This is a genomic window from Kitasatospora sp. NPDC057500 (assembly GCF_042802195.1).
Taxonomy (GTDB): domain Bacteria; phylum Actinomycetota; class Actinomycetes; order Streptomycetales; family Streptomycetaceae; genus Kitasatospora.
Genome location: NZ_JBHVER010000117.1, coordinates 1 through 25099 on the forward strand (window position 1 = coordinate 1; position 25099 = coordinate 25099).

The window sequence follows — 25099 nt, forward strand, 5'->3', positions numbered from 1 at the left end:
CGACCGGCGGGCCCTCCGCTGTACACCGCTCGCCTCCGGAGCGGGCCGCTCAGAGCGACAGCACCGTGCGCAGGGCGCGCTCGACCGCCGCCTCCGGGTCGTCGACCGGGTGCTCGGAGCGCCAGGCGACGAAGCCGTCCGGACGCACCAGCAGGGCGCCGTCAGGGCCGATGCCGTGCCGGGCGGCGAAGTCACCGCCCGGCTCGGGCGCCAGGTCGTCGTCCGCGCCGTCACCGATCCGGTAGGCGTCCAGCGGGACGGCCAGCCGGTCGGCCGCCCGGCGGGCGGCGTCCTGCCAGGCGGTGCCCGCCGAACCGGTCAGCAGCACCATCGCCTGCTCGTACAGGTCCAGGGTGGACAGCCGCACGCCCGCGCGCAGCAGCCACTGGTGCGGCGCCCGGCTGCCCGGCTCGCCCGCCGACTCGAAGGCCTCCGGGACCACCGGGCCGGCCGGGTCGGTGCCGGCCACCGCGCCCTGCCGGTAGCGGTAGCCGAGCGCCACCGCCAGCACGCCGGCCTGCCGGCCGACGCCCGGCACCACGGCGTACCCGGGGTGGCTGTGCTCGGCCGAGCGGGCCGAGGCGCGCTCACCGGTCACCCGCGCCACCGGTCGGCGCTCCTGCCCGTAGGTCTCCAGCAAGCCGGGGCCGGCCCAGCCGCAGAGCACCGCGGAGAGCTTCCAGGCCAGGTTGTGCGCGTCCTGGATGCCGGTGTTGGAGCCGAACGCGCCGGTCGGGGACATCTCGTGCGCCGAGTCCCCGGCCAGGAACACCCGCCCCGCCGAGTAGCGGTCGGCGACCCGCTCGGCGGCGTGCCACGGGGCCTTGCCGGTCACCTCGACGTCGAGCTCGGGCAGCCCGACGGCGGCCCGGATGTGCCGGGCGCAGCGCTCGTCGGTGAACGCCTCCAGCGGTTCGCCGTGCTCCGGGTGCCAGGGCGCGTGGAACACCCACTCCTCCCGGTTGTCGACCGGCAGCAGGGCGCCGTCCGCCTCCGGGTCGGTGAGGTAGCAGGCGATGAAGTGGCGGTCGCCGACCACCTCGGCCAGCCGCTTCGCCCGGAAGGTGATGCTGACGTTGTGGAACAGCTCGCCCTTGCCGCTCTGACCGATGCCCAGCCGGGTGCGGGCCGGGCTGCGCGGGCCGTCCGCCGCGACCAGGTACTCCGCCCGGACCGTCCGCTCCTCACCGGTCTCCCGGCTGCGCAGCAGCGCGCTCACCCCGTCGGCGTCCTGCTCGAAGGAGAGCAGTTCGGTGCCGAAGCGGATCTCGGCGCCCAGCTCGCGGGCCGCGCGGCGCAGCACCGGCTCCAGGTCGTTCTGGCTGCACAGGCACCAGGAGCTGGGGCTGAACCGGGCCAGCCGCCCGCCCGGGTCGATCTCCCGGAACAGCCACTCCTGCTCCTCGCCGGTCAGCGAGGGGGCCTGGAGGATGCCGTGGTTCGGGGCCAGCACGGACGCCGCCTCGCGGATCGCCGTCTCGATCCCGGCCACCCGGTACAGCTCCATCGTCCGCACGTTGTTGCCTCGGCCGCGCGGGTGGTGCGAGGTGTCGGCGTGCTTCTCGACCAGCAGGTGCCTGACACCCAGTCGGCCCAGGAAGAGTGAGGCCGACAGCCCGACCAGCGAGCCGCCGACGATCAGGACCGGTACCCGGTCGTCCACCTTCGGATTCATCAATTGCTCCAGCCTGTACGGGAGTTCGGGGCCGAATGCGGGGCTCGGCGGGCCCCTCGGAGGGGCTCGCGGGCACGGCGGCCCGGTCCTAACCTCCCCCGCGCCGGGCGCGTTGTGCGGTCTCTTCGCCCGGATGGCCCGCATATCTCGCGCCACCCGGGAGCGCCGCGCACGATCGACCTCAGGCCTGGTGGCCGACGGCCACCGCAGCACCCCTCCCGCCGGGGGCCCGCCCGGCCCCCTCCGGCACCGGCGCCGCCGCACGCGGCCCCCGACGCGCGCGGCCCAGAAGCAGAAAGTGGATCATGACGACTCTGTCCGAACCGCCCGCCCGGCAGCACTCCTCCTCCGAGACCCGCCTGCGGGTGGTGCTGATGCTGGAGATCCAGGACGGCGCCCAGCAGCGCTTCATGGACGTGTACGAGAAGCTCCGCCACCAGGTCGCGACCGTGCCCGGCCACGTCAGCGACCAGCTCTGCCAGTCCATCAACGACCCCCGCCAGTGGCTCATCACCAGCGAGTGGGAGGACCAGGAGACCTTCCTGGAGTGGGTGGACAGCCCGGCCCACCGGGAGATGGTCAAGCCGATGCACGGCTGCGTCAGCGACACCTTCCGCTCCCTGCGCTACGCCATCCTCCGGGAGACCTCCGCCGCCGGCGCCACCGGCAGCCGCGCGCCGCTGGAGGTGCCGGCCGACCTGCCGCGCACCGCGCCCGCCGCCCAGGCCGGTCCGCCCAAGGCCGACCCGGGCCCGGACGGCGTGGTCCGGCACGCGCTCACCTTCACCGTCGAGCCCGGCAGCGAGCCCGAGGTCGCCCGGATCCTGTCCGGCTACGCCTCCCCCCGGGCGGAGGTGGACGAGCGCACCCGGCTGCGCCGCACCTCGCTGTTCATGCACGGCAACCGGGTGGTGCGCGCGGTCGAGGTGATCGGCAGCCTCGGCGACGCGCTGCGGCACGTCGCCATGCAGCCCGAGGTACGGGCCGTCGAGGAGGCGATCAACCCGTACCTGGAGGAGGCCCGCCAGCTGGGCGACCCGCAGGCCGCGCGCGCCTTCTTCGCCCGGGCCGCGCTGCCGGCCGCCAACCAGGCCGTCGCCGGCTCCCCCGCCTCCGGGCGGCTGTACCGGCACGCCGTGCTGTACCCGGTGAAGCCCGGCAAGGGGAAGGTGGTCACCGAACTGCTCTCCGAGTACGACGACCTCGCCACCGCCGACCCGACCGGCCCGGTCGCCGCGAGCACCGTCTTCCACCGCGAGAACGTCGTGGTGCGGCTGGTGGACCTGCGGCTGCCCCCGGAGGCCGACCCGGCGGCGGCGCTCGGCGTGGCCGGCGAGCGCGAGGCCACCGTGCTGGGTCGGCTGCTCGACCTCGGCCCGGAGGGCGACCTGCGGACCGACGCCGGGCTGCGCGCCTTCCTCGCCGCCCGCAGCATGAACCCGGTCACCGACCGGACGTCCCAGGACTCCTGACGACCACGGCCCCCGGTCCACCAAGCCCCGGCAAGAGAAGGAAGAAACCATGTCCACGCAGTACCCACGGATCGTGCACGTCTCCGAGGCGCCGGAGAACCGCCGGCGCGGCGGCGACCTGCGCGCCATGCTCACCCCGACCACCTGCGGCGCCACCAGCGGGTTCATGGGCCTGGCCATCGTGCAGCCCGGCGAGCGGATCGGCGAGCACTACCACCCGTACTCCGAGGAGTTCGTGTTCGTCGTCACCGGCGACCTGGAGGTGGACCTGGACGGCGAGACCCGGGTGCTCAGGCCCGAGCAGGGCCTGATGATCCCGGTCAACATGCGCCACCGGTTCCGCAACGTCGGCGGCTCGGTCGCCAAGATGGTCTTCCACCTCGGCCCGCTGGCGCCGCGCCCCGAGCTCGGCCACGTCGACACCGAGGAGACCGCCGCACCGTCGGGGAAGGCGGGGGCGGTCAACTCCGGCCCGCCGGAACACGCCAAGGTGGGCTCGTGAGCCGCCGTCGGGTCGCCGTCACCGGAATCGGCGTGGTCGCGCCCGGAGGGGTCGGGGTCCCGGCGTTCTGGGACCTCCTCACCGCCGGGCGGACGGCGACCCGGGGCATCACGCTCTTCGACCCCGCCGGGTTCCGGTCCCGGATCGCCGCCGAGTGCGACTTCGACCCGGCGGCCCACGGGCTCGGCCCGGACGACGTCCAACGGGCCGACCGCTACGTGCAGTTCGCGATGGTCGCGGCCGACGAGGCGATCGCCGACGCCGGACTCGACCTGACCGCCGAGGACCCGTGGCGGATCGCCGTCTCACTCGGCACCGCCGTCGGCGGCACCACCCGCCTGGAGCACGACTACGCCCTGGTCAGCGCCGGCGGCGCCCGCTGGGACGTCGACCACCGGCTCGCCGAGCCGCAGCTGCACCGGGCGTTCGCGCCCAGCACGCTCGCCTCGGCGGTCGCCGAGCGGACCGGCGCGCACGGCCCGGTGCAGACCGTCTCCACCGGCTGCACCTCCGGCCTGGACGCCATCGGCTACGGCTTCCAGGCGGTCGAGGACGGGCGCGCCGACATCTGCGTCGCCGGCGCCTCCGACTCGCCGATCTCGCCGATCACCGTCGCCTGCTTCGACGCCATCAAGGCCACCAGCGAACGCAACGACGACCCGGCGCACGCCTCCCGGCCGTTCGACGCCCACCGGGACGGCTTCGTACTCGGCGAGGGCGGCGCCGTCCTGGTGCTGGAGGATCTGGAGCACGCCCGCCGACGCGGTGCGCGGATCTACGGCGAGATCGGCGGGTTCTCGACCTTCGGCAACGCCTACCACATGACCGGCCTCACCCAGGAGGGGCTGGAGATGTCCCGGGCGATCGACCACGCGCTCGACCACGCCCGGGTCGACCGCACCGGCGTCGACTACGTCAACGCGCACGGCTCGGGCACCAAGCAGAACGACCGGCACGAGACGGCGGCCGTCAAACGCTCGCTCGGCGAGCACGCGTACCGGACGCCGATGAGCTCGATCAAGTCGATGGTCGGGCACTCGCTCGGCGCGATCGGCGCGATCGAGGTGGTCGCCTGCACCCTCGCGCTGGACCGCGGCGTGGTGCCGCCGACCGCCAACTACGAGACGCCCGACCCGGAGTGCGACCTCGACTACGTGCCGCGCACCGCGCGGGAGCTGCCGCTGCGCACCATCCTGTCGGTCGGCAGCGGATTCGGCGGATTCCAGTCCGCCGTCGTGCTCACGAGAACGGGGTGAGACCCATGACGTCACGTCAGCAGAACCGCCGGGCAGTGATCACCGGCATCGGCGTGGTGGCACCGAACGGCGTCGGGGCCGACACCTTCTGGAAGGCCACCCGGCAGGGCGTGAGCGTCCTCGACCGGATATCCCGCGAGGGCTGCGCGGACCTTCCCCTGCGCATCGCGGGCCAGGTGCGGGACTTCGACCCGCGGGCCGCCATCGACAACCGCTACCTGGTGCAGACCGACCGGTTCACGCACTACGCGATGGCCGCCGCCGACCTGGCGGTGGCGGACGCCGGCTTCACCGCCGACCCCGAACAGCCGTACGCGGTGGGCGTGGTGACCGCGGCCGGCTCCGGCGGCGGCGAGTTCGGCCAGGGCGAGCTCCAGCAGCTGTGGGGCAAGGGACCGCAGTTCGTCGGCCCCTACCAGTCGATCGCCTGGTTCTACGCCGCCAGCACCGGCCAGATCTCCATCCGCGGCGGCTACAAGGGCCCGTGCGCGGTGGTGGCCAGCGACGAGGCCGGCGGACTGGACGCGTTCGCGCACGCCGCCCGGGCCGTCCGGGAGGGCACCGACGCGGTGGTGGTCGGCGCCGCCGAGGCCCCGCTCGCGCCCTACTCGATGGTCTGCCAGCTCGGCTACCGCGAGCTGAGCCTCGACGAGCGCCCCGACCGGGCCTACCTGCCGTTCTCCCCCGACGCGGCCGGTTTCGCGCCCGCCGAGGGCGGCGCGATGCTGCTGCTGGAGGACGAGGAGACCGCCCGCCGGCGCGGGGCCGCCGTCCGGGCGCACATCGCCGGCCACGCCGCGACCTTCACCGGCGCCTCCCGCTGGCCGGAGTCCCGGGAGGGCCTGGCCGCGGCGATCCGGATCGCCCTGGAGCGGGCCAGGATCTCCGCCGAGGAGGTCGACGTGGTCTTCGCCGACGCCCTCGGCGTCCCGGCCGCCGACCGGGCCGAGGCGCTGGCGCTGGCCGACGCGCTCGGCCCCTACGCCGAGCGGGTCCCGGTCACCGCCCCCAAGTCCGGTACCGGGCGGGCCTACTGCGGCGCCCCCGCGCTGGACACCGCCGCCGCCGTGCTCGCCATGGAGGACGGCGTGCTGCCACCCACGCCCAACGTCACCGAGGTCGGGCACGACCTCGCCCTGGTGACCGGCCGCGCCCGGCCGGCCGAACTGCGCACCGCGCTGGTGCTCAGCCGCGGGCTGATGGGCTCCAACTCGGCGCTGGTGCTCCGGCGCGGCGAGCCGTCCTGAACCCGTCCCGACCACCTGCTCGACCCGCTCCTCCCCCGCTCCTCCCCCGCTCCACCCACTCACCACCCACTCGCTCGCAACGAAGGGACACCCCCGTGAGCAACACCCTCAGCTATCCCGAACTCGCGGCGCTCATCCAGGCCCGGGCCGGCGTCGCGATCGCCCCGGACGACCTGGAGCGCCCCGGCGCCGCCTTCGACGAGTTCGGTGTGGACTCCCTCGGCCTGCTCGGCGTGGTCGGCGAGCTGGAGAACCGGCACGGCGTGAAGGTCACCAACGGCGCGGAGTCGGCCAAGACGCCGGCCGAGTTCCTGGAGCTGGTCAACTCCGCAGTCACCGCGAAGGCCGGTGCCTGAGATGCCCGGACACACGGACAACGAGATCGTCATCGCCGCCCCGCTCGACCTGGTCTGGGAGATCACCAACGACCTGGAGAACTGGCCGCAGCTGTTCAGCGAGTACGCCTCCGTCGAGGTGCTGGAGCGCGAGGGCGACCGGGTGCGGTTCCGCCTCACCATGCACCCGGACGACGACGGGAAGGTCTGGAGCTGGGTCTCCGAGCGCACCACCGACCGCTCCGAACTCGCCGTCCGGGCCCGGCGCGTCGAACCCGGCCCGTTCGAGTTCATGGACATCCGCTGGGAGTACGCCGAGGTGCCGGCCGGCACCCGGATGCGCTGGGTGCAGGACTTCGCCATGAAGCCCACCGCACCCGTCGACGACGACGGCATGGTCAACCACATCAACCGCAACTCCCGGATCCAGATGCAGCTGATCCGCGAGAAGGTCGAGAAGAAGGCGGCGGAGCTCTGACCATGGCATCCCCCGTGACCAACCCCGGGAGCGTGCCCGGGACGGCGCAGACCCACCGCGCCCTGATCGTCGCCCGGATGAAGCCCGAGGCGGCCGCCGGCATCGCCGAGGTGTTCGCCGACTCCGACAACCGCGGCGAACTCCCGCACCTGATCGGGGTGACGGGGCGGAGCCTGTTCCAGTTCGGCGACGTCTACCTGCACCTGATCGAGGCCGACCGCCCGCCGGGCCCGGCCGTCGCCCAGGTCGTCGGCCACCCCGAGTTCCGGGCGATCAGCGACGCGCTCACCGCGTACGTCCAGGCCTACGACCCGGCCACCTGGCGGGGGCCGAAGGACGCGATGGCCCGCGAGTTCTACCGCTGGGACCGCCACCGCTGAGCGCGCGGCGGCAGCGGTCGAGCGGACACCCCGAGGGCCCTCCGGTCCCGGGGTGTCCGCTCGCGCTCACTGCGCGGGGGCGGTCGCGGCCGTCATCGCGGCGAGCACGGCGCGCCAGTCCTCGCCGGGCTCCGGGCGCAGCGCCCCGGCCAGCGCGTCGGCCCGGTAGCGCCAGGGGCGCAGCAGTTCGGGGTCGGCGTCCGGGCCGTCCCCGACCGGGCTCGACGAGCCGAGCAGCCGGACCAGTTCGGCGGTGAGGTCGGCCCAGGAGACATGGCCGCTGACGGCGTTGACGACCCGGCCGGGGGCGCGGGCGGCGCTCTCGGCGACGGCCCGGGCGAGCGCCGCGGAGTGCACCCAACCGACGCCCGACCAGCCGGAGTCGCGGGGCGGCAGGAGGATCGGACGGCCGGCCAGCGCGGCCTGGTAGAGCGCGCCGGTGGCGCCCCAGCGCAGTTGGTCGCGCAGCCGCCGGTGCGGGCCCCAGACGATCGGCGAGCGGACCACCGAGACCGGGCCGCGGGCCTGCGCGGCGGCGTCCAGGAGGATGCGCTCGCAGTCGAGCTTGGCCCGCCCGTACGGGCTGAGCGGTCCGGCCGGGGGCGCGCCCTCGGGGACCTCGCCCGGGGCGGGGCGGCCGTAGGCGTCGACGCTGCTGACGAGGACGAACCCGCCGGTGCCGCGCCAGCCCTCGACCAGGGCGCGCATCGCGGCGAGGTCGACGGCGTGCTCGGTGAAGGTGCAGGCGGCGTGGACGACGGTGTCCGCGCCCTCGACGGCGCGGCGCAGGCTGTCCGGGTCGGCGAGGTCGCCCTCGGCCACCTCGACGCCGGCGCCGGCCACCAGGTGGGCCGACTCGGGGCGGGCCAGGGCCCGCACGGGGCGGCCCTGGGCGAGGAGTTCCTGGAGGATCGCCGCGCCGACCCCGCCGGTGGCACCGGTGAGCAGCACGGTCCCGGCGGCGGCGGGGCGGGTGCCGGCGCGGCCGGGGGCGACGCGGCGGTGGGCGGCGCGGTCGGCGAGCAGGGCGGCCAGGGCGCGCGGGGTGCGCTGTTCGAGGACGTCCAGGCCGGTCAGCGGCAGGCCGAGGCCCGTGCGCAGGCGTTCGGCCAGCCGCACCGCCACCAGGGAGTGGCCGCCGAGCCGGAAGAAGTCGCCGTCCGCCGACGGGCGGGCGCCGAGCAGGTCCGCGAACGCGTCCAGGACCTCGGGGAGGTGGGCCCGGACGGACGGGCGGCCGGGGAGGCGCGCCGGGTCGAGGGTGCCGTCGGGGCGGCGCGGGATGCGGTCCAGCAGGGTGACGGCGAGCGGCAGGTGCTCGGGCGCCGTGAGCCGGCGGCGCAGGGCGGCGCGCAGTTCGGCGCCGCTGGGCGCGACCGGGCCGCGGACGGTCGCGAAGGCGAGCGCCGGACCGTGCTCGGCGTGGTGGAGGGCGGCGTCGGTGACCCTGGGGTCGGCGAGCAGGGCGGTGACGGCGGGGTGGTCGGCGCCGGCCGGGGTCAGGCGCTCGCCGGGGAGCGCGGAGAGCGGGCGGTCCGCGTCGGCGGCGACCGCGGTGAGCAGGTCGCTGAAGGCGGTGTGCAGCCGGCGGGCGGTGGGTTCGTCCAGGGCCGCCGGGTCGTGTTGCAGCAGGCAGCGCGGCCGGGGGCCGTCCTCCACCAGCAGGGTGAGGCCGAACTTGGCGAGCCCGAGGTCGACGTCGACGGCCCGCGCTGTGAGGCCGGGCAGGGCCAGCGGCTCGGGCGGGCGGACCAGGTCGCAGCTCGCGGCGAGCAGCGGGGTGCCGTCCGCGCCGCGGGCGGCGGGGCCGAGGTGTTCGACGACCAGGTCGAAGGGCACGTCGTGGTGCTCCTGGGCGTCGAGCAGGGCGGTGCGGACGGTGGCGAGGACCTCGGTGAAGGCCGGGTCGCCGCCGGGTCCCGGCAGGGTGGCGCGGACGGGCAGGGTGTTGACCTGGAGGCCGATCAGCCGGCGCAGTTCGGGCCGGGCGCGGTGGCCGGCCGCGCAGCCGAGGACCAGGTCGGATGCGCCGCCGGCGGTGCGCAGGGCGGCGAAGGCGGCGGCCAGGACGACGGTGAACAAGGTGGCGCCGTGCCGGGCACCGAGCCGGCGCAGGCCGTCGAGGGTCCCGGTGGTCAGCGGGGCGGTGTGCAGGACGGCGCGGCGCTCGGGGGTGCCGGGCGGGACGGCGCGCAGCAGGGGCAGCGGGCGGGCGCCGGCGAGGCGGGCGGCGCGGGCGGCGGCCGCGGCGGCGAGCCGGTCGTCGCGGGCTCGCTCCCGGCGGGCGTGGTCGGCGTACTGGAGTTCCGGGTCGGGCAGGCCGGAGGGGCGGCCCTCGGCGGCGGCGGCGTAGAGCGCGGCGAGTTCGGCGGCGAGGACGGGCAGCGAGCCGCCGTCCACGGCGATGTGGTGGAGGGTGAGCAGCAGGGTGTGGTCGTCGGGGGCGTGCCGCAGGAGCAGGGCGCGCAGGGCGGGGCCGGTGGCGAGGTCGAAGGGGCGGGCGGCCTCGGTGTGCAGCAGGGCGGTGGCGGCCTCCGGTGTGGCGTCGCGGACGGGCAGCGGGACGGGGGTGGCGGGGGCGGCCTCCTGGTGGGGGCGGTCCTCGCGCTGCCCGTAGCGGGTGCGCAGGATGTGGTGGCGGGTGGTGAGGGTGGTCAGGGCGGTGGCGAGGGCGTCGGAGTCCAGCGGGCCGCGCAGCCGGGTGGCGAGGGGGACGTGGTAGCGGGGGCCGCCCTGGCCGAGGCGGTCCATCAGCCACATCCGGTGCTGGGCGTGGGAGAGCGGGGCCGGGCCGGGGGCAGCGGGGGCGGGTGCGCCGGGGGCGGGTGCGGCTGAGGCGGCGGCCGAGGTGCGGCGGCGGGCGCGGCGGAGCAGGTCGGTCTGGGTCGGGTGTTCGGCGGGGGCGGTCATCGGGTGGGCTCCTCGGCTCCGGGGTCGGCGGCTTCGGCTGCTTCTGCTTCTGCTTCTGCTTCTGCTTCCAGCAGGGCGCGTTCGACGAGATCGGCCTGGCCGGCGACGGTCGGGTGGCCGAGGAAGTCGCCGAGCGGCAGCTCGACGCCGAGGTCCTCGCGCAGGTCGTCGACCACCCACATGGCGAGCAGCGAGTGCCCGCCCTCGGCGAAGAAGTCGGCGTCCGGGGCGGTCACCTCGTGCTCCAGGGCGCGCGACCAGGCGGCGGCGACCACCTGCTGGATCGGCGTCAGCGCGGCGGGCGCGGGCGGGGTCCCGGGGCCGGCGGCTGCAGCGGCTTCGTCGGCGGCCAGCGCGCGCCGGTCGACCTTGCCGCTGGTGGTGAGCGGCAGGGCGTCGAGCAGCGTCCAGGCGGTGGGCACCAGGTGGGCCGGGAGCCGTTCGGCCAGTCGGCGGCGGAGCGCCTCGGGCACCGGGCGGACGCCCTCGGCCGGGACCACGTACGCGGTGAGCGCGGCGTCCTCGTGGCCGGCCCGGCGGACCACGACCGCCGTCTGCGCCACCTCGGGCAGGCTCCGCAGGGCGTGCTCGACCTCGCCGGGCTCGATCCGGAAGCCGCGCACCTTCACCTGGTCGTCCAGCCGGCCGTGGTACTCCAGCACCCCGTCCGGGCGTCGCAGCACCCGGTCGCCGGTGCGGTAGGCGCGGCCGGTGCCGGGGAGGTCGGCGAAGAGCTCGGCGGTCAGCCCGGGGCGGCCGAGGTAGCCGAGCGTCACCCGGGCGCCGGCGATCCACAGCTCGCCGCGGGTGCCGTCGGGGACGGGCCTGCGGTCCGCGTCCAGGACGAGGGCGCGGGCGCCGCCGAAGGGGCGGCCGATCGGCACCGGTCCGGTGCAGTCGGCGGGCCGGATCCGGTGCAGGGTGGTGAACGTGGTGGCCTCGGTGGGCCCGTAGACGTTGAACAGGTCGAGCCACGGGAAGGCCCGGAGCACGGCGGCGGCGTGCTCGGCGGAGAGCGCCTCGCCGCCGGCCAGCACGGTGCGCAGCACGCCGAACACCCGCGAGCGGCGGGCGGCCAGCTGGTGGAACAGCGCGGTGGTGAGGAAGGCGGTGGTGACGCCGAACCGCTCGATGTCGCGGGCGAGTTCCTCGGCGCTGGGGCGTTCGGCCGGGGACAGCGCGACGGCGGCGCCGCGCGCCAGCGGGCCCCACAGTTCGAAGGTCGCGGCGTCGAAGGCGACCGGCGAGTGGTGCAGCACCCGGTCGCCGGGGCGCACGGCGGGGCCGTCGGCGGCGGTGACCAGGTCGGCGACGGCGCCGTGCGGGACCAGCACGCCCTTGGGGCGGCCGGTGGAGCCGGAGGTGTAGTAGACGAGGGCGGTCGCGTCCGGGGCCGGGGGCCCGGGTGTCGGGGGCGTCCCGGGTTCGGTGGCGGCGATCGTGGCGGGGCCGAGTTCGGTGAGGACCAGGACGTGCTCCTCGGGCAGGCCCGCCTCGGCCAGCAGCGCCTTGTCGCCGAGGGTGAGGCGGACGCCGGCGTCGTCGAGCATGGCGTGCAGCCGGGGCCGCGGGTAGGCCGGGTCGAGCGGGACGACGTGGCCGCCGGCCCACCAGACGGCGAGCTGGGCGACGGGGAGGCGGGCGGCGCGGGCGCAGAGCAGGCCGACGGCGCTGCCGGGGCGGACCCCGCGGGCGGTCAGCTCGGCGGACAACCTGGCTGCGGCGGCGGTGAGTTCGCGGTAGGTGAGGGTGGTGCTGCCGTCGGTCGCGGCGAGCGCGTCGGGGTGCTCGGCGGCCTGCCGGGCGACGAGTGCCGGGACGGTGGCGGGGCCGGTCATGGGCGGGTCCGTTCCGGGCGCCCCGGCGGCATGCCGGAGCGCCCTGCGGCGAGGGTCGGGAGGAGTGGCGGGGCGGGGGCCGGGTCAGCCGGCGGCCGGGCGCCGCTCGTCGATCAGGCGCGCCACGGCCCGAAGGTCGGGCTGGCGCAGCAGCAACGGGGCGCGCAGCCGGACGCCGCACTCCTCCTCCAGGGCGGCGAGCAGCCGGGCCGCGGTGACGGAGGTGCCGCCCGCGTCCAGGAGGTTGTCGGCGAGGGTGAGGTCGGTGCGGCCGAGCAGCTCGCGGCAGAGCCGCAGCACGGTCCGCCCGGTGGGCGTGGCCTCCTCCTCCCCGTCCTGGCCGTCCTGCTGGGCGGCGACCTCCTCGGCCTTGAGCAGCGCGGCGCGGTCGATCTTGCCGTTGGCGTCCAGCGGGAAGGCGTCGACCAGCCGCAGCACGCTCGGCACCGCCTGCTCGGGCAGCCAGGGCCGTACGGCGTCCAGCAGCGGCGCGCCGTCCACCGGCCTGCCCTCGGCGGCGGCCTGGACGAAGGCGAGCAGTTGGGCGCCGCCGCCGGCCGGGGCCGGGCGGGCGACCACGGCGGCGCGCCGCACCCGGGGGTCGCGTTCGAGCGCGGCCTCGACCTCGGCGGGCTCGATCCGCACCCCGGCGACCTTCACCTGGTCGTCCAGCCGGCCGAGGAACTCCAGCACGCCGTCCGGGCGCATCAGGACCCGGTCGCCGGTGCGGTAGACCCGGTCGGTGCCGTCGACCTCGTCGGGTGCGGAGACGAAGCGCTCGGCGGTCAGCCCGGCGTCGAGGTAGCCGATGGCCAGCCCCTGGCCGCCGATCCGCAGCTCGCCCGCCTCGCCGCGCGGCAGCGGGCGGCCGTTCCCGTCGGTCACCAGGACGATCGCGCCGGGGATCGGGCGGCCGATCGGCGGCGCGCCGGTGCCGTGGTCGGCGCCCGGGACCATGCTGTGCACGGTCGTCACGACGGTGGCCTCGGCCGGGCCGTAGGCGTTGTGGACGGTCGCGGTGACGTCCGGTGCGGGGGCGCGGCGCAGCCGGTCGCCACCGACCGTGAGGTGGCGCAGCGGCAGGCCGCCGGGCCAGGGGCGGTCCAGCACGGGTTCGGCGAGCGGGGTGGGCAGTACGCCGACGGTGATGCCGGCCGTGCCCCACCAGTCGGTGAGCGCGACCGGGTCCCAGCGGACGGCGCCGGGGGCGACGACGAGCGCCGCACCGGAGCTGAGGGCGGCCCACAGCTCCATCAGGTGCGGGTCGAAGGCGACGCCGATCAGCAGGCTGTGCCGGTCGCCGGGGCCGAGGCCGGTCAGCTCGCGGTACCAGGTGAGCAGGGCGCCCAGCGCCGTCCGGCCGACCGCGACGGCCTTGGGCAGACCGGTGGAGCCGGAGGTGAGCACGGTGTACTGGGCGCCCTTGGGGGCCTTGGCGGCGTCCCCCCGGGCGACCGCCGGATCGGCGAAGGCGGCCACGATCCCGTGCGCGCCGGGGGCGGCGAGCGGGCGGTGCCGGCCGTCCCGGTGGGCGGGCGGCAGCAGCGCCGGGTCGCCGATCAGGCAGGCGGGGCGCAGCTGTTCGGCGACGGCCCGCAGCCGGCGCTCGCCGGGGCGCGGGCCGAGCGGCAGGTGGACGGCGCCGATCCTGGCGACGGCCAGGGTGGCGGCGACCAGGGCGGCGGAGTGGTCGAGGCAGAGGCCGACCAGCTCGCCGGGCCGCACGTGTTCGGCCAGCTGTCCGGCCACCTGGTCGGCGACGCGGTCGAGTTCGGCGTAGTTCAGGGTCAGTTCGCCGTCGACCAGGGCGGGGGCGTGCGGGGCGCGGCGGGCCCAGCTGGTGAACAGGTCGAGGACGGCGCCGTCGCGGTGCGCACGGCCATGGGCGACGGAGAGGCCGGGCAGGAGTGCGGGCACGGGCCGGGCCGGGGTGGTGGTCATGGTCAGTCCTCCGGACGTCGGTCGATGGTCGTCGGTACGGGGTCAGCCCAGGCCCATGGCCCGGGCCACGATCACCTTCTGGACCTCGGAGGTCCCCTCGATGATGGTCGTCATCCGGACGTAGCGGTAGAGGTACTCCAGCGGATGGCCGCGCACCCAGCCGGTGGCGCCGTGCACCTGGAGCGAGCGGTCGACGGCCCGGACGGCGGTCTCGGAGGAGGTCAGCTTGGCGAGCGCGGCGTTCTCGGGGGCCTCGGTGCCGTCGTCGACCAGCCGGGCGCAGGCGAGGGTGAGCAGTTTGGCGGCCTCGACCTCGGCGCGGGTGCGCACCAGGTGCTCCTGGACGTGCTGGTAGTCGCCGATCGGCTGTCCGAAGGCGCGCCGTTCGCGGGCGTACTCGACGCCGAGCCGCAGCGCGTGCTCGGCGATGCCGTTGCACATCGCGGCGACCACCAGGCGGCCCCGGGAGAGGCTGTCCATGGCGAGGCCGGCGGCGGCGCCGACGCCCGCCTCGCCGCCGATGACGGCGGCGGCCGGGGCGTGCAGCCGGTCGAGGGTCAGTTCGAACAGCGGCTCGCCGGACATGCCCTCGTAGCGCTGGCCGATGCGCAGCCCGGGGTGGTCCATGGGCAGCACGAAGGCGGTGGCGCCGGCGGTCGGCCCGGCGCCGTCGCCGAGGTCGGTGGCGGCGACGACGAGGGCGAGGTCGGCCCGGTCGGCGTTGCTGACGAAGGTCTTGCGGCCGTTCAGCAGCCAGCCGTCGCCGTCGCGGACGGCGGTGGTGGTGAGCCGGAAGGCGTCGGAGCCGGCCTGCGGTTCGGTGAGGGCGAGGCAGCGGGTGCGCTCGCCGCGGACCAGCGGGACGAGGTGGCGCTCGATCTGCTCGGGGGTGCCGTGGCGCAGCAGCGGGCTGGGCCCGTCGGAGCCGGCCAGCGCGTACGGGGCGAGCGGGCAGCCGCTGCGCCCGGCGGCGTGGTGGAGCTGCACGACGGCGGTGAACGGCATGCCGGCGCCGCCGAGTTCCTCGGGGTAGTCGCCGGCGTAGAAGCCGAGGGCGGCGGAGCGCTTGCGCACATAGGCGCGCAGGTCAGCCGGCGGCTGTTCCGCGGACTCGGCCAACTCGGCGGCAAGCGGGTCGAGTTCGCGGCGGATGAAGCTCTCGAAGGCGTCGGTGAGTTCGCGGTGCCCGGCTTCGAGGACGGCGGACGGGGCGGAGAGGCCGGGGGCGGGGGTCTTCGTCACTGCTGGGCTCCGGTCAGGGCGCGGGCCTGATCGGCCAGGACGGGGTGCTGGAACAGGGTGCGCAGCGGGGGCCGGCTGCCGAGGCGCGGCTCCAGCCAGGCGGCGAGGCGGGCGGCGAGCAGCGAGTGGCCGCCGACCTCGAAGAAGTGCGAGTCGGCGGTGAACCGGTCGTGGCCGAGCACCTCCTGCCAGGCCTCGGCGAGCAGCTGTCGGCCGGGGTCGGTGAGGTTCCGGGAGGCCGCGCCGCCGACGGGCGAGTCGGGTGCGGTGGGCGCGGGCGCCTCGGCGGTCAGCCGGGCGAGGGCCGTCCGGTCGGGCTTGCCGCCGGGCAGCAGCGGCATGGCGTCCAGGGCCGTCCAGTGCGCCGGGACGAGGCCGGCGGGAAGCCGGCGGGCGAGCGCGGCGTGCAGGGCGGCCTGGTCGGGCTGCGGTCCGCCGTCGAGGAAGCCGAGCAGGCGCGGGCCTGTGGTGTCGTCGTGGTGCAGGACGACGGCGCAGGAGCGGCCGCCGAGTTCGGCGGAGGCGGCGGCCTCGATCTCCTCCAGCTCGATCCGGAAGCCGCGCAGCTTTACCTGGTTGTCCTGGCGGCCGAGGAAGCGCAGCCGGCCGTCGAGGTCGCGGTAGCCGCGGTCGCCGGTGCGGTAGACGCGCTCGCCGCCGAGTGCGGGGAGGGTGGTGAAGCGGGCCTTGGTGGCCTCGGGCAGGTCGAGGTAGCCGTCGGCCAGGACCGCTCCCCCGATGGCGAGTTCGCCGACGGCGCCGGGCGGCAGCGGCTGCCCGCCGGCGTCCAGGACGTGCACCCGGACGCCGGGCAGTTCGGTGCCGAGCGGGATCTCCGCGGCGTCGGTGTCCCGGGTGAGGTCGTCGGCGGTGATCTCGTGCACGGTGGAGGTGACGGTGGCCTCGGTGACGCCGTAGGCGTTGAGGACGGTGACGGCGGTGGCGGGGGCATCGGTGGCGGCGGTATCGGTGGCGGCGGTGCCGTGCGTCAGCCCGCGCAGGGCGCGCGCGGGCAGCCGCTCGCCGCCGAGGACCAGCAGGCGCGGGGACCAGCGGCCGTCCGCCAGCGCCTCGCGCAGGTCGTCGCGGACGGCGAGGGCGTAGCTGGTGGGCAGGTTGGCGACGGTCACACCGCGGGCGGCCAGCACGGCGACCAGTTCGGGCCCGGTCGGCACCTCGCGCTGCGGCACGACCAGGGCGGCGCCGGCCACCAGCGAGGGCAGCACCTCCTCCAGCGCCACGTCGAAGGAGGGCCGGGCGAACAGCAGCACCCGGTCGGCGGGGCCGAGCCCGTAGCGGGCGGCGATCGCGGTGGTCCAGCGGGCGAGCGCGCCGCGGCCGACCAGGACCGGCTTGGGCACACCGGTGGAGCCGGAGGTGTGGACGATGTAGGCGGCGCCGTCCAGCACGGCGGCGGGCTCGGCCTTGGGGAACGGAGGGCCGTCCAGCAGCGCCGGGGCCACCTCGCCGGGCAGGGCGAGCGCGCTCTGCCGGGTGGCGAGGACGAGCGCGGGCGCGAGCCGGTCCAGCAGCAGGGCGAGCCTGGTCCGCGGGTCCTCGGCGGACAGCGGGGCGTACACGGCGCCGTGGCGCAGACAGGCGAGCAGGGCGACGACGCTGTCCACCCCGCGCGGAAGGACGGTGGCGACCGGCTGGCCGGGGGCCACGCCGGCGGCGCGCAGGCGTTCGACGAGTTCGCCGACGCGGCGGTCGAGGTCGCCGTAGCTCAGGCGCCCGGTGCCGGCGAGCAGGGCGAGCGCGGTGGGGTCGTGGGCGGCGGCCGGGTCGAGGTCGGCGGGTTCGGGGGCCTCGGCGGGCGCCTCGGTGGGCGCTTCCGTGGGGGCTTCGGCGGTGGTGGCGGCAGCGGGTGCGGGTGCGAGGTCGGCGAGCGGGGCGTCCGGGCCGTCCAGGTAGCCGCGCAGCAGGTCGAGCAGCCGCTCGGAGAGCAGGGTCGCGGTCGGCTCGTCGAACAGGTCCGCGTCGTAGTCCCAGACCAGGGTCATCCCGGCCGCGCCGTGCTTCTCGCCGACCACCCGGCGGTCGTCGGGCAGCAGCACGAGGTCGAGGTCGAACCGGGTGGTGCCGGTGTTGAACCCCTCCTGGAGCGAGACCTCCAGGCCGGGTGCCCGGACGTCGGGCAGCGGCGCGTCGTGCGCGCTGAACATCACGCTGAACAGCGGGTTGTCGGCGCCGCTGGTGTGCCGGCCGAGCGCGCGGGTCAGCTCCTGGACGGGCACGTCCTGGTGCGGCAGGGCGCGGAACAGCACGTCGGTGACCTCGTCCACCGCCTCCGTACCGGGTGCGGCCGGGTCGAGCCGCAGGCGCAGCGGCACGGTGTTGACGAACATGCCGACCGTGCCCTCGAAGCCGGGCGGGCGGTTGCCGACCGCGGTGCCGACCATCAGCTCGCGGTGGCCGCTGTGGCGGCGCAGCAGTTCGGCGAAGAGCGTGAGCAGGGTGGAGAAGGGGGTGTGCCCGTCGGCCTTGGCGCGCTCGCGCAGCCGCTCGGCGAGGTCGGCGCCGATCGACTGGCGCAGCTGCCCGCCGCGGTGGCGGCGGACCGCGCCGGGGCGGGCCAGGCCGGGCAGCGCGAGGTCGAGCGGGGCGTCGGCCAACTCGCGCGTCCAGTAGGCGAGTCCGCGCTCGCGGTCGGCCTCGCCGGTGGCACTCACATGGTCCTCGTAGGAGGGTGCGGCGGGCAGGGTGACGGCGTCGGCCGGAGTGCCGAGCACGTGCGCGCGGTAGACGGTGAACAGGTCGCGCAGCAGGATCGCGAAGGAGTGGCCGTCGTGCACGAGGTGGTGCTCGACGTGGATCAGCCGGTGGTGGTCGGCGCCGAGCCGGGCGAGGTGCCAGCGCAGCAGCGGGGCCTCGGTGGTGTCCAGCGGCTCCTCGGCCTCGGCGGCGAGCAGGGCGCGGAACGCGGCCTCGGGGTCGGGCTCGGCGCTCAGGTCGCTGGTGCGCAGCCGCGGCCCGCTCCGGGCGCCGACCCGCTGGAGCGGCAACCCTTCGGCCTGCTCGACCAGTTCGAGCCGCAGGCCCGGGTGGTGGGCGAGCACGGCGGTGAGGCCGGCGCGCAGCGCGGCGGCGTCGAGCGGGCCCCAGAGGTCGAGGGCGGCGGTGAAGTTGTAGGCCCGGCTGCCGGGCAGCAGTTGCTCGTGCAGCCAGACGACCTGCTGCGAGGAGGACAATGCGAACATGGGCAACTCCCTTGTGGTGTCGGATGGTTGTTCGGGCACGACGGCGCCGGGTGTTCGCGGCGGCCGTGGCGGGCGCCGGCACGCGCGGGGTGGCGCCGGGGAGCCGGCGGGGTCAGGCGGGATCAGGCGGGATCAGGCCGGTGCGCCGAGGTGGCGGCGCAGGGTGGCGAGCAGTTCCGCGAAGGCCGCCTCCGCCAGGGTCCGGGGGTAGCGCTCGCGGTCCCAGGCCAGCCGGACCAGCAGGTCGGCGCCGTGCGAGGCGGACACCGCGAGCGGCGCGGCGAGTGGGCGCCCGGCCAGGTGGACCTCCCGCCCGGCGGTCCCGTCGAGCACCAGCGGTGGGCGGCGGTGCAGGTCCTCGAAGGTGAGCAGCCCGTCGAGCGTGCCGGACCAGGCCGCCCCGGCCGAGCGGGCGGCGCGCACCACCTCGTCGTACGGGGTGTCCGCGTGGTCGAGGTCGTCCCACCAGTCGGCGCCGAGCGCGTCGAGAGCGCGCGGCGGGCCCGGCGGGGCAGGGTGGACGAGGGTGTTGAGGAAGCAGCCGAGGACGGGGGCGGCCCCGGCCGGCCGGCCGCCCCACGGGTACCCGAGCGCGAGCACCCGGTCGCCGCCGTCGTCGAGGTGGCGCGCTGCGGCGGCCACCGCGTCCAGCAGAGCCGGGAACACACCGCCGCGGGCGGCTCCGGTCACCGCGGGCAGCCGCTCGACGACCATGCCGGTCGACCGGGCGGCCCCGGCCGACGAGGCTCCCCCGGGCGGCTCGCCGAGGGCGCCGAGCCGAGCGGCCCAGTGGGCCCGCGCGACCTCGCTCGCGGCGTTCTCCTCAGCGGCCAACTGACCCTCCACAGCTGACCGGTAGGCCTCGACGGCTTCGTCCCGGGTGGTGGCGGGGGCTGCCTCCTCGCCGTCGGCGGCGTAGGCGGCGCCGAGCCCGTCCGTGACCAGGCCGAGCGACTGCTCGTCGCAGGCGGCGTGGTCCAGGGCGACGGCGAGCAGCTCCTCCTCGTCGTCCGGCGCGGCGGCCAGCAGCAGCCGCAGCACCGGCCCATCGGCGGGCCAGTCCAGCAGCGCCCGACGCAACGCCTCCCGAGCCGGGGCCTGCTCCGCTGCGGCCCCCGTCCGGGCCACCGCGACGGACGGCTCACCCAGCGGCGCCCGATGCCCCGCCACCCGGGCCGGGCCGTCCGGACCCGCCGGGACCTCGCCCGGTTCGGCCGCCACCCGGGCCACCTCGACGGACGGCTCACCCAGCCGCAGCACCGGCGTGCCGCGTTGCACGGTGAACTCGCCGCGCAGCGCCGGGTGCCGGTCGGCCAGCCGGACGGCGGCGCGGCGCAGCCGGGGCAGGTCGACGGTGCCGCGCGGGAAGGCGAAGAACAGCGGGACGACGTCCGTCCGGCCGCGCGGGTCGCGGCGACGGGTGATCAGGAACCGCCGCTGGGCACCGGTGAGCGGGAGCAGTTCCGCCGCGGCGGCCTCGGAGGCGGAGGCGAGGGACCGGTAGCGGGCGAGATAGGCGGCCGTGATGCTGGAGTGCACGGGAGGGTCTCCGCTTCGGGTTCGGTTCAGGTCGTTCGGACGGCCGAGGGGCCCGCGTCGGCGACGCCCGCCGGGCCGTCGACGAGGCGGGCGGCCCGGCCCGCAACCGGCGATGCCGCCGACGGACCCTGCGAGCCACACGGGCACCGGAGCACCGGCACTGCCGGACTGCCGATCGACGCAGGGCGCCGGGCGGCGTCACGGTACAGCAAGGACGACCCGACCATGCCCCGCCCAGTGCCGGAATACCGCGACACAGCATCCGCCCGACCACACCGGCGCCCGTCCCGCGCCGAGACGCCGCACAGCACGGGCAACTCTGCACCCGCCGAGCCGTCGACGAGACGGGCGGTCCGGCCCGCAACACGGTCCCGCCGAGGCAGGTCGACCGTCCCGCACGGCGGAGCGCAGGACAACGGCACGACGTCCGTCCGGTGGCGCGGATGCACACTCGGCACCGGGGCGCCACGTACTACCGGGTGCCGGTCAGCCGCCCCGGCGGCGACACGAGGCCACCGGGGCAGGCCGGCTGTACCGCGCAGGCCGCGGCGGCGGGTGACCAGGAGGCGGCGCCGGGCATCGGCGGGCGGGAGCAGGGGCGCCGGGGTGGCCCCGGTGGCGGAGGCGAGGCGCCGATGGCGGGTGGAACGGGCGGCCGTGAGGTCGCTGTGCACGGGAGGGTCTCCGCTTCGGTTCGGTTTCAGGTCGTTCGGACGGCCGAGGCGCCCGCATCCGCAACGCCCGCCGGGTGGGCGGCCGGGCCCGCCACCGAGCCCACGGCCCGCGAGTCCTGCCGGCCGCGCGAGCGCGGGAGCATCGGGGTACCGCGCCGCAGGGCGAACTCGCCGTGCGACGCCGGGAGTCGGCCGGCAGGGCGGACGTCGGCACCGTGCGGCCGAGGCAGGCCGGCCGCACCGCGCGGGCCGCGGCGGCGGGTGACGGGGAAGCAGCGCCGGGCGCCGGCGGGTGGGAGCGGGGAGGCCAGGGCGGTCCTGGCGGCGGAGTGCACGGGAGGGGTCTCTCCGGTTTCGGTTCAGGGTGTGCCGATGTCCACGGGGTCGGCGGCGGTTTCCGGTTCCGGCGGGGCGGGGGGAAGGTCCCGTAGGGCGCGCAGGGGTGAGAGGAGCAGCGGCACCGGGATCACCACGAAGCCCGCCGCGCAGAGCCAGAGTGCGGTGCGCGGGCCGGACGCGTCGGCGACGGTGCCGCCGAGGAGGGCGCCGAGGGGCAGGGTGCCCCAGACCAGGAACCGCATGGTGGCGTTCATCCGGCCGAGCAGCCGGGGCGGGCAGAGGCTCTGCCGGAAGCTCACCTGGGCGACGTTGTAGACCACCGCGCCGAACAGCACCACCACCCCGCCGACCGCGAACAGCACCGCTCCGAACGCACCGTCGGCGAGCGGCCACAGCAGCGCGAACGGTGCGGTGGTCAGCGGGGCGAGCCAGATCAGCCGGGCCTGCCCGAGGCGGGCGGCGAGCCGGCCCGCGCACAGCGCGCCGGCGAGGCCGCCGACGGCCGTCGTCGAGAGCAGGATCCCGATCGCGGCCGGCGAGAGCCCCAGCACCCGCACCCAGTAGACGGTCTGCACCGCCATCAGCACAGCGCCGAACAGGTTGGACAGCGCGGTGGTGCCCGCGATCACCCGCAGCAGCGGGTGGCCCGTCACGAACCGCAGCCCCTCGGCGACGTCGGCGCGCAGCGAGCGTCCGGGCTCGGGCTCGGGCAGTCGCTCCTCGGCCCGGATCCGGCCGAGCAGCACCGCCGAGAGCAGGTAGCCGGCCGCGTCGGCGACGATCGCCAGTGGTGCGCCGAGGAGTTGGACCAGTCCGCCACCGAGGCCGGGGCCGGCGATCTGGGCGGAGGAGCGGACCGTCTCGATCGCGCCGTTGCCCGCCACCAGGCGCTCGCGCGGCAGCAGCACCGGGAGGAAGGACTGGTGGGCGACGTCGAAGAAGACCGTCGCCACACCGGTGACCAGCGCCACCAGGTAGAGCTGGAGCAGACCGAGCACGTCCAGCGCGGCGGCCAGTGGGATCGACCCGACGGCGAGGCAGCGCAGGACGTCGGAGCGGACCAGCACGGGCAGCTTGCGCATCCGGTCGAGCCAGGCACCGGCGGGCAGTCCGACCAGCAGGAAGGCGGCGGTCTCGGCGGCGGTCAGCAGGCCGACCTGGAAGGGTGTCGCGTCGAGTTCCACTACCGCCACCAACGGCAGTGCGACCAGGGTGACTTGACTGCCCGCCTGCGCCGCGACGGCCCCTGAGAGCAGGAGCCGGAAGTCGCGGCGGGCCGGCGGGCCGGTGCGGGACGGGGAGGGCTTGTCGTTCATCGGTTCGACTCTCGGTTACCGCTTCGCTACCGGGCAACCGGCTGGCCGGATTCCGGCCCCCGGCCGAATCGACCGGATACGAGCGCCGTTCGAGCCTTCCCTCACCCGCGCCCCGCACCACCCCGCCCGGCCCGGCGCCCACCCTCCCGGGCGCGACCAGCGGCGACACGCGAACCGCTCCCGGGGCGCACGATGTCCATCTTTGCGTCCGCTATTCGGACCACCGCTTTCACGCCAGCGGACGATCACCCTCAACTTGGCCGGAACTTAGGAGGTGTTGACGCTCCGTCACCTGATGGCGGCCCCGGCGTGATATCCGCATGCGTACGGCCCCCCGGACCGGGGTGGGTCCGGGGGGCCGTGGCGACGTGCCGGGCCGGGCCGTCAGGAGGGGGCGAGCCCGGCGTCCGGGGTGCGGCCGGCCTGGGCCTGCTCGATGCGCTGGACCAGCATCGCGGCGAGCCTGCGGGCACCCGCCTGGTCCACCGGGCCGCCCTCGGTGGTGACGGTCGCGACCACCGTGCCGGAGCGCAGCACGACCGCCACGCCGTCCCGTCCCGCCAGCTGACCCAGGAACGCGCGGCTCTCCGTCCCCAGCGGGCCGATGTCCGCCGGGCCGTACTCGGCGGTGTCGCCGTAGGCCGCGTACGCCTCCTTGAGGCGGTCCTGGGCCTGGGCGCGACCGGGCAGGGTTTCGACGCCGAACCGCACGGTCACCTCACCGGCGCTGAACCGGGCCTGCCCGCTCAGCGGCTTGCCGGTGCACGGCGCGGCGGCGGTGCAGGTGGTGGTGTGGTCGGCGGTGTCGACGCGGCGCTTCTCCTCCTCCCAGCCGGTCATCGCCTTCTGGTCGGGCAGCAGCTGCGCGAGGAGGGCGGAGTCGAGCAGAGGGGTGTCGGAGTCGGGTCCGGCGGCCGGCTGCCCGCCGGGGGTCGCCGCGCCGCCGGTGGAGCCGCCGGCGGGGGTGCCGCCCGGGGCCGTCGCAGTCGGAGCCGGCGCGCCCGGAGCGGACGCACCCGGAGCCGACGCACCGGCCGCCGGGGTACCGCCTGCCCCCGGAGCGCCGCCCGGCGCTGCCGGGGTGCCGGTGACGCCCCCGGTGGCCGGGTCCGCCGTCGCGGCGGGGCTCGCCGACCCCACCGGACCCGTCGATGCCGCCGACCCCGCCGGGGCGGCGGCCGCCGCCGCATCCCCGGAGCGCGCCGAACCTCCCGAACCTCCCGAACCGCACGCCGCCAGCGCCGCCAACAGCACCCCCGTCGCCGCCGCAGCGGCCACCTTCCGACCGGCCCCGCCCATGTCCCGCCCCTCTCGTGTCCGTGGCCCATCAAGATAGACGCGCCCCCGGACGGCCGGCTCCCCGGGGCGGATCCTCAGGGCCCGGCCGGCGGGACGGCCCCCGGCGCACCCGGCGGGAGCGGCTCGACGCCGGTGACGCGGCTGATCCTGGTCGGCTCGATCAGCACGACCACCCGCCGCTCCCCCGGGATGCCCCACTCGTACGCCGCCACGCCGAGGTAGGTGCGGGCCAGCCGGTCCATGTTCCGCACCGCCTCCTCGCCCTCCACGAAGCGCACCACCCGCCCCCGGATCTGCACCCGGTCGTACGGGTCCGCGGGGTCGGCGAGCGACAGGCAGACCCGGGGGTCCCGTCGCAGGTTCCGCTCCTTGACCCGTCCGACGGAGGTGTTGAACAGCAGCAGGTCGCCCTCCGTCCCCACCCACATCGGGCTCACGTGCGGCGACCCGTCGGCGTTGACCGTGGCGACGTACCAGATGTGCCCCGCCTCGATCCGGTCCCGGACGTCCTTCGAGATCTCGACCATGCGCCGAGTCTGCCCACCCCCGTCCGGCCGCACTCGGCTCCCCCACCCGGGCGTCACCCGGACCGCCCAGGGCACTCGGGTGAACACGCCGGGGACATCCACTCGAAGGGCCCACCGACCGGGCCGCCGCTGCCGCCTCCGGGTGGCACCGGCCGCCACCGTGGTTGACGTTGGATCAGGCGCCTGCCCGTGAGTCCCCTGGCCGACGAGGTGTCGGCGATCCCGGGTACCGCGCCGGAAGGATCATCATCATGCGTTCTGCACGCACACTGCTCGCCGGGGCCGCCGTGGCCGCGGTCCTGACCGTCGGTGCCCCGCTCGCCTACGCCGACGGCGCCTCCGACCCGGGCAAGAACCTGACCTGGGAGGAGAAGCAGGAGAAGGCCGCCAGCCCCGAGGGCCAGAAGACCTGGGAAGAGAAGCAGAAGGGCTCCGAGGGCAAGGGTTCGGAGGGCAAGGGCTACGAGAGCAAGGGCGAGGAGAAGGCCCCGCACGGTGGCGTGCACACCGGCGGCGGCGGGCTCGCGCTCTCCGGCGGCGGCCTCGCCTCCGGCGCGGTCCTGCTGCTCGGCGGCCTCGGGGCGGGCGCGGTAGCGCTGCGCCGCGGCCGCCGGACCGCCGGCGCCGCCGTCTGACCCCGCGCCGTTCCCGCCGCCTCCCCTTCGTGGCCCGCGCCCTGTGCGCCGGTCCCGGCGGAGGCGCGCGGGGCGGCGCTTCGGTTTGCCGGTACGCGGCCTCCGGGGCGCGGACCGCGGAGAGGAGTGCGAGCGACGATGGCCGGTCTGATCCCCGGTACGTCCCGGCTGCTGCGCGCGGGGATGGGCGCCGCGGCGCTCGGTCTGCTGCTGATCTACAACTCGGTGGACACCGTCCCGGCGGACGGGTCCGCCCAGGGCCAGGCCGCTCCACCGGCCGCCACCGCGCCGGCC

The 25099-nt window shown here is 76.6% G+C and carries 18 protein-coding genes; 8 read left to right on the forward strand and 10 right to left on the reverse strand.

The features are described from left to right. Window positions 1-49 precede the first annotated feature (49 nt). Complete coding sequence (locus ACFU74_RS23310) at window positions 50-1675, reverse strand: FAD-dependent oxidoreductase (protein WP_380759789.1); 1626 nt, start codon at window positions 1673-1675, stop codon at window positions 50-52. Between the two features lie 305 nt (window positions 1676-1980). Between ACFU74_RS23310 and ACFU74_RS23315 the strand changes: the two genes are divergently transcribed. The 7 genes from ACFU74_RS23315 (at window position 1981) to ACFU74_RS23345 (ending at window position 7345) form a co-directional block, all read left to right on the forward strand. Continuing rightward, a complete protein-coding gene (locus ACFU74_RS23315) occupies window positions 1981-3147 on the forward strand; it encodes a SchA/CurD-like domain-containing protein (protein WP_380759791.1) in 1167 nt (388 codons plus the stop codon). Between the two features lie 49 nt (window positions 3148-3196). Then, window positions 3197-3649: a cupin domain-containing protein gene (locus tag ACFU74_RS23320; RefSeq protein WP_380759793.1), complete on the forward strand. Its 453-nt coding sequence runs from the start codon at window positions 3197-3199 to the stop codon at window positions 3647-3649. Continuing rightward, on the forward strand, window positions 3646-4905 hold the full coding sequence (locus ACFU74_RS23325) for a beta-ketoacyl-[acyl-carrier-protein] synthase family protein (RefSeq protein ID WP_380759796.1): 1260 nt from the start codon (window positions 3646-3648) through the stop codon (window positions 4903-4905). The genes ACFU74_RS23320 and ACFU74_RS23325 overlap by 4 nt, the downstream gene beginning before the upstream one ends. A gap of 5 nt (window positions 4906-4910) precedes the next feature. Next, complete coding sequence (locus tag ACFU74_RS23330) at window positions 4911-6152, forward strand: beta-ketoacyl synthase N-terminal-like domain-containing protein (protein ID WP_380759798.1); 1242 nt, start codon at window positions 4911-4913, stop codon at window positions 6150-6152. Between the two features lie 95 nt (window positions 6153-6247). Beyond that, the gene (locus ACFU74_RS23335) at window positions 6248-6508 is read left to right on the forward strand and encodes an acyl carrier protein (RefSeq protein WP_380759800.1); all 261 of its coding nucleotides are present in this window, start codon (window positions 6248-6250) and stop codon (window positions 6506-6508) included. A gap of 1 nt (window position 6509) precedes the next feature. Next, window positions 6510-6965, forward strand: coding sequence for an SRPBCC family protein (locus ACFU74_RS23340; RefSeq protein WP_380759802.1), 456 nt, complete (start codon window positions 6510-6512; stop codon window positions 6963-6965). Window positions 6966-6967: 2 nt separating this feature from the next. Continuing rightward, window positions 6968-7345, forward strand: a complete 378-nt coding sequence (locus ACFU74_RS23345) for a TcmI family type II polyketide cyclase (RefSeq protein WP_380759804.1) — start codon at window positions 6968-6970, stop codon at window positions 7343-7345. Window positions 7346-7411: 66 nt separating this feature from the next. Here the strand turns inward: ACFU74_RS23345 and ACFU74_RS23350 are convergent, their stop codons facing one another. The 9 genes from ACFU74_RS23350 to ACFU74_RS23390 form a co-directional block, all read right to left on the reverse strand. Further along, window positions 7412-10255, reverse strand: coding sequence for a condensation domain-containing protein (locus ACFU74_RS23350; RefSeq protein ID WP_380759806.1), 2844 nt, complete (start codon window positions 10253-10255; stop codon window positions 7412-7414). Further along, entirely contained in the window at window positions 10252-12093 is a 1842-nt protein-coding gene (locus tag ACFU74_RS23355) for a non-ribosomal peptide synthetase (RefSeq protein ID WP_380759808.1), read from the reverse strand. The genes ACFU74_RS23350 and ACFU74_RS23355 overlap by 4 nt, the downstream gene beginning before the upstream one ends. 84 nt (window positions 12094-12177) lie before the next feature. Beyond that, window positions 12178-14034, reverse strand: coding sequence for a non-ribosomal peptide synthetase (locus ACFU74_RS23360; protein ID WP_380759810.1), 1857 nt, complete (start codon window positions 14032-14034; stop codon window positions 12178-12180). A gap of 42 nt (window positions 14035-14076) precedes the next feature. Then, entirely contained in the window at window positions 14077-15276 is a 1200-nt protein-coding gene (locus tag ACFU74_RS23365) for an acyl-CoA dehydrogenase family protein (protein WP_380759812.1), read from the reverse strand. Next, window positions 15273-18476 (reverse strand): amino acid adenylation domain-containing protein, encoded by a 3204-nt coding sequence (locus ACFU74_RS23370; RefSeq protein WP_380759814.1) that lies wholly within the window; start codon window positions 18474-18476, stop codon window positions 15273-15275. Before ACFU74_RS23370 ends, ACFU74_RS23365 begins: the two co-directional genes overlap by 4 nt. A 132-nt stretch (window positions 18477-18608) precedes the next feature. Continuing rightward, complete coding sequence (locus tag ACFU74_RS23375; RefSeq protein WP_380759815.1) at window positions 18609-20015, reverse strand: non-ribosomal peptide synthetase; 1407 nt, start codon at window positions 20013-20015, stop codon at window positions 18609-18611. A gap of 1033 nt (window positions 20016-21048) precedes the next feature. Then, entirely contained in the window at window positions 21049-22344 is a 1296-nt protein-coding gene (locus ACFU74_RS23380; RefSeq protein ID WP_380759817.1) for an MFS transporter, read from the reverse strand. A gap of 384 nt (window positions 22345-22728) precedes the next feature. Continuing rightward, window positions 22729-23484, reverse strand: coding sequence for a hypothetical protein (locus ACFU74_RS23385; RefSeq protein WP_380759819.1), 756 nt, complete (start codon window positions 23482-23484; stop codon window positions 22729-22731). 233 nt (window positions 23485-23717) lie between these two features. Further along, on the reverse strand, window positions 23718-24170 hold the full coding sequence (locus ACFU74_RS23390) for a PPOX class F420-dependent oxidoreductase (RefSeq protein WP_380759821.1): 453 nt from the start codon (window positions 24168-24170) through the stop codon (window positions 23718-23720). A gap of 251 nt (window positions 24171-24421) precedes the next feature. Here ACFU74_RS23390 and ACFU74_RS23395 point away from each other — a divergent pair, with 251 nt between their 5' ends. Beyond that, window positions 24422-24805 carry a hypothetical protein gene (locus tag ACFU74_RS23395; RefSeq protein WP_380759823.1) on the forward strand — a complete coding sequence of 128 codons (384 nt, stop codon included), beginning with the start codon at window positions 24422-24424 and terminating at the stop codon, window positions 24803-24805. Window positions 24806-25099 lie beyond the last annotated feature (294 nt).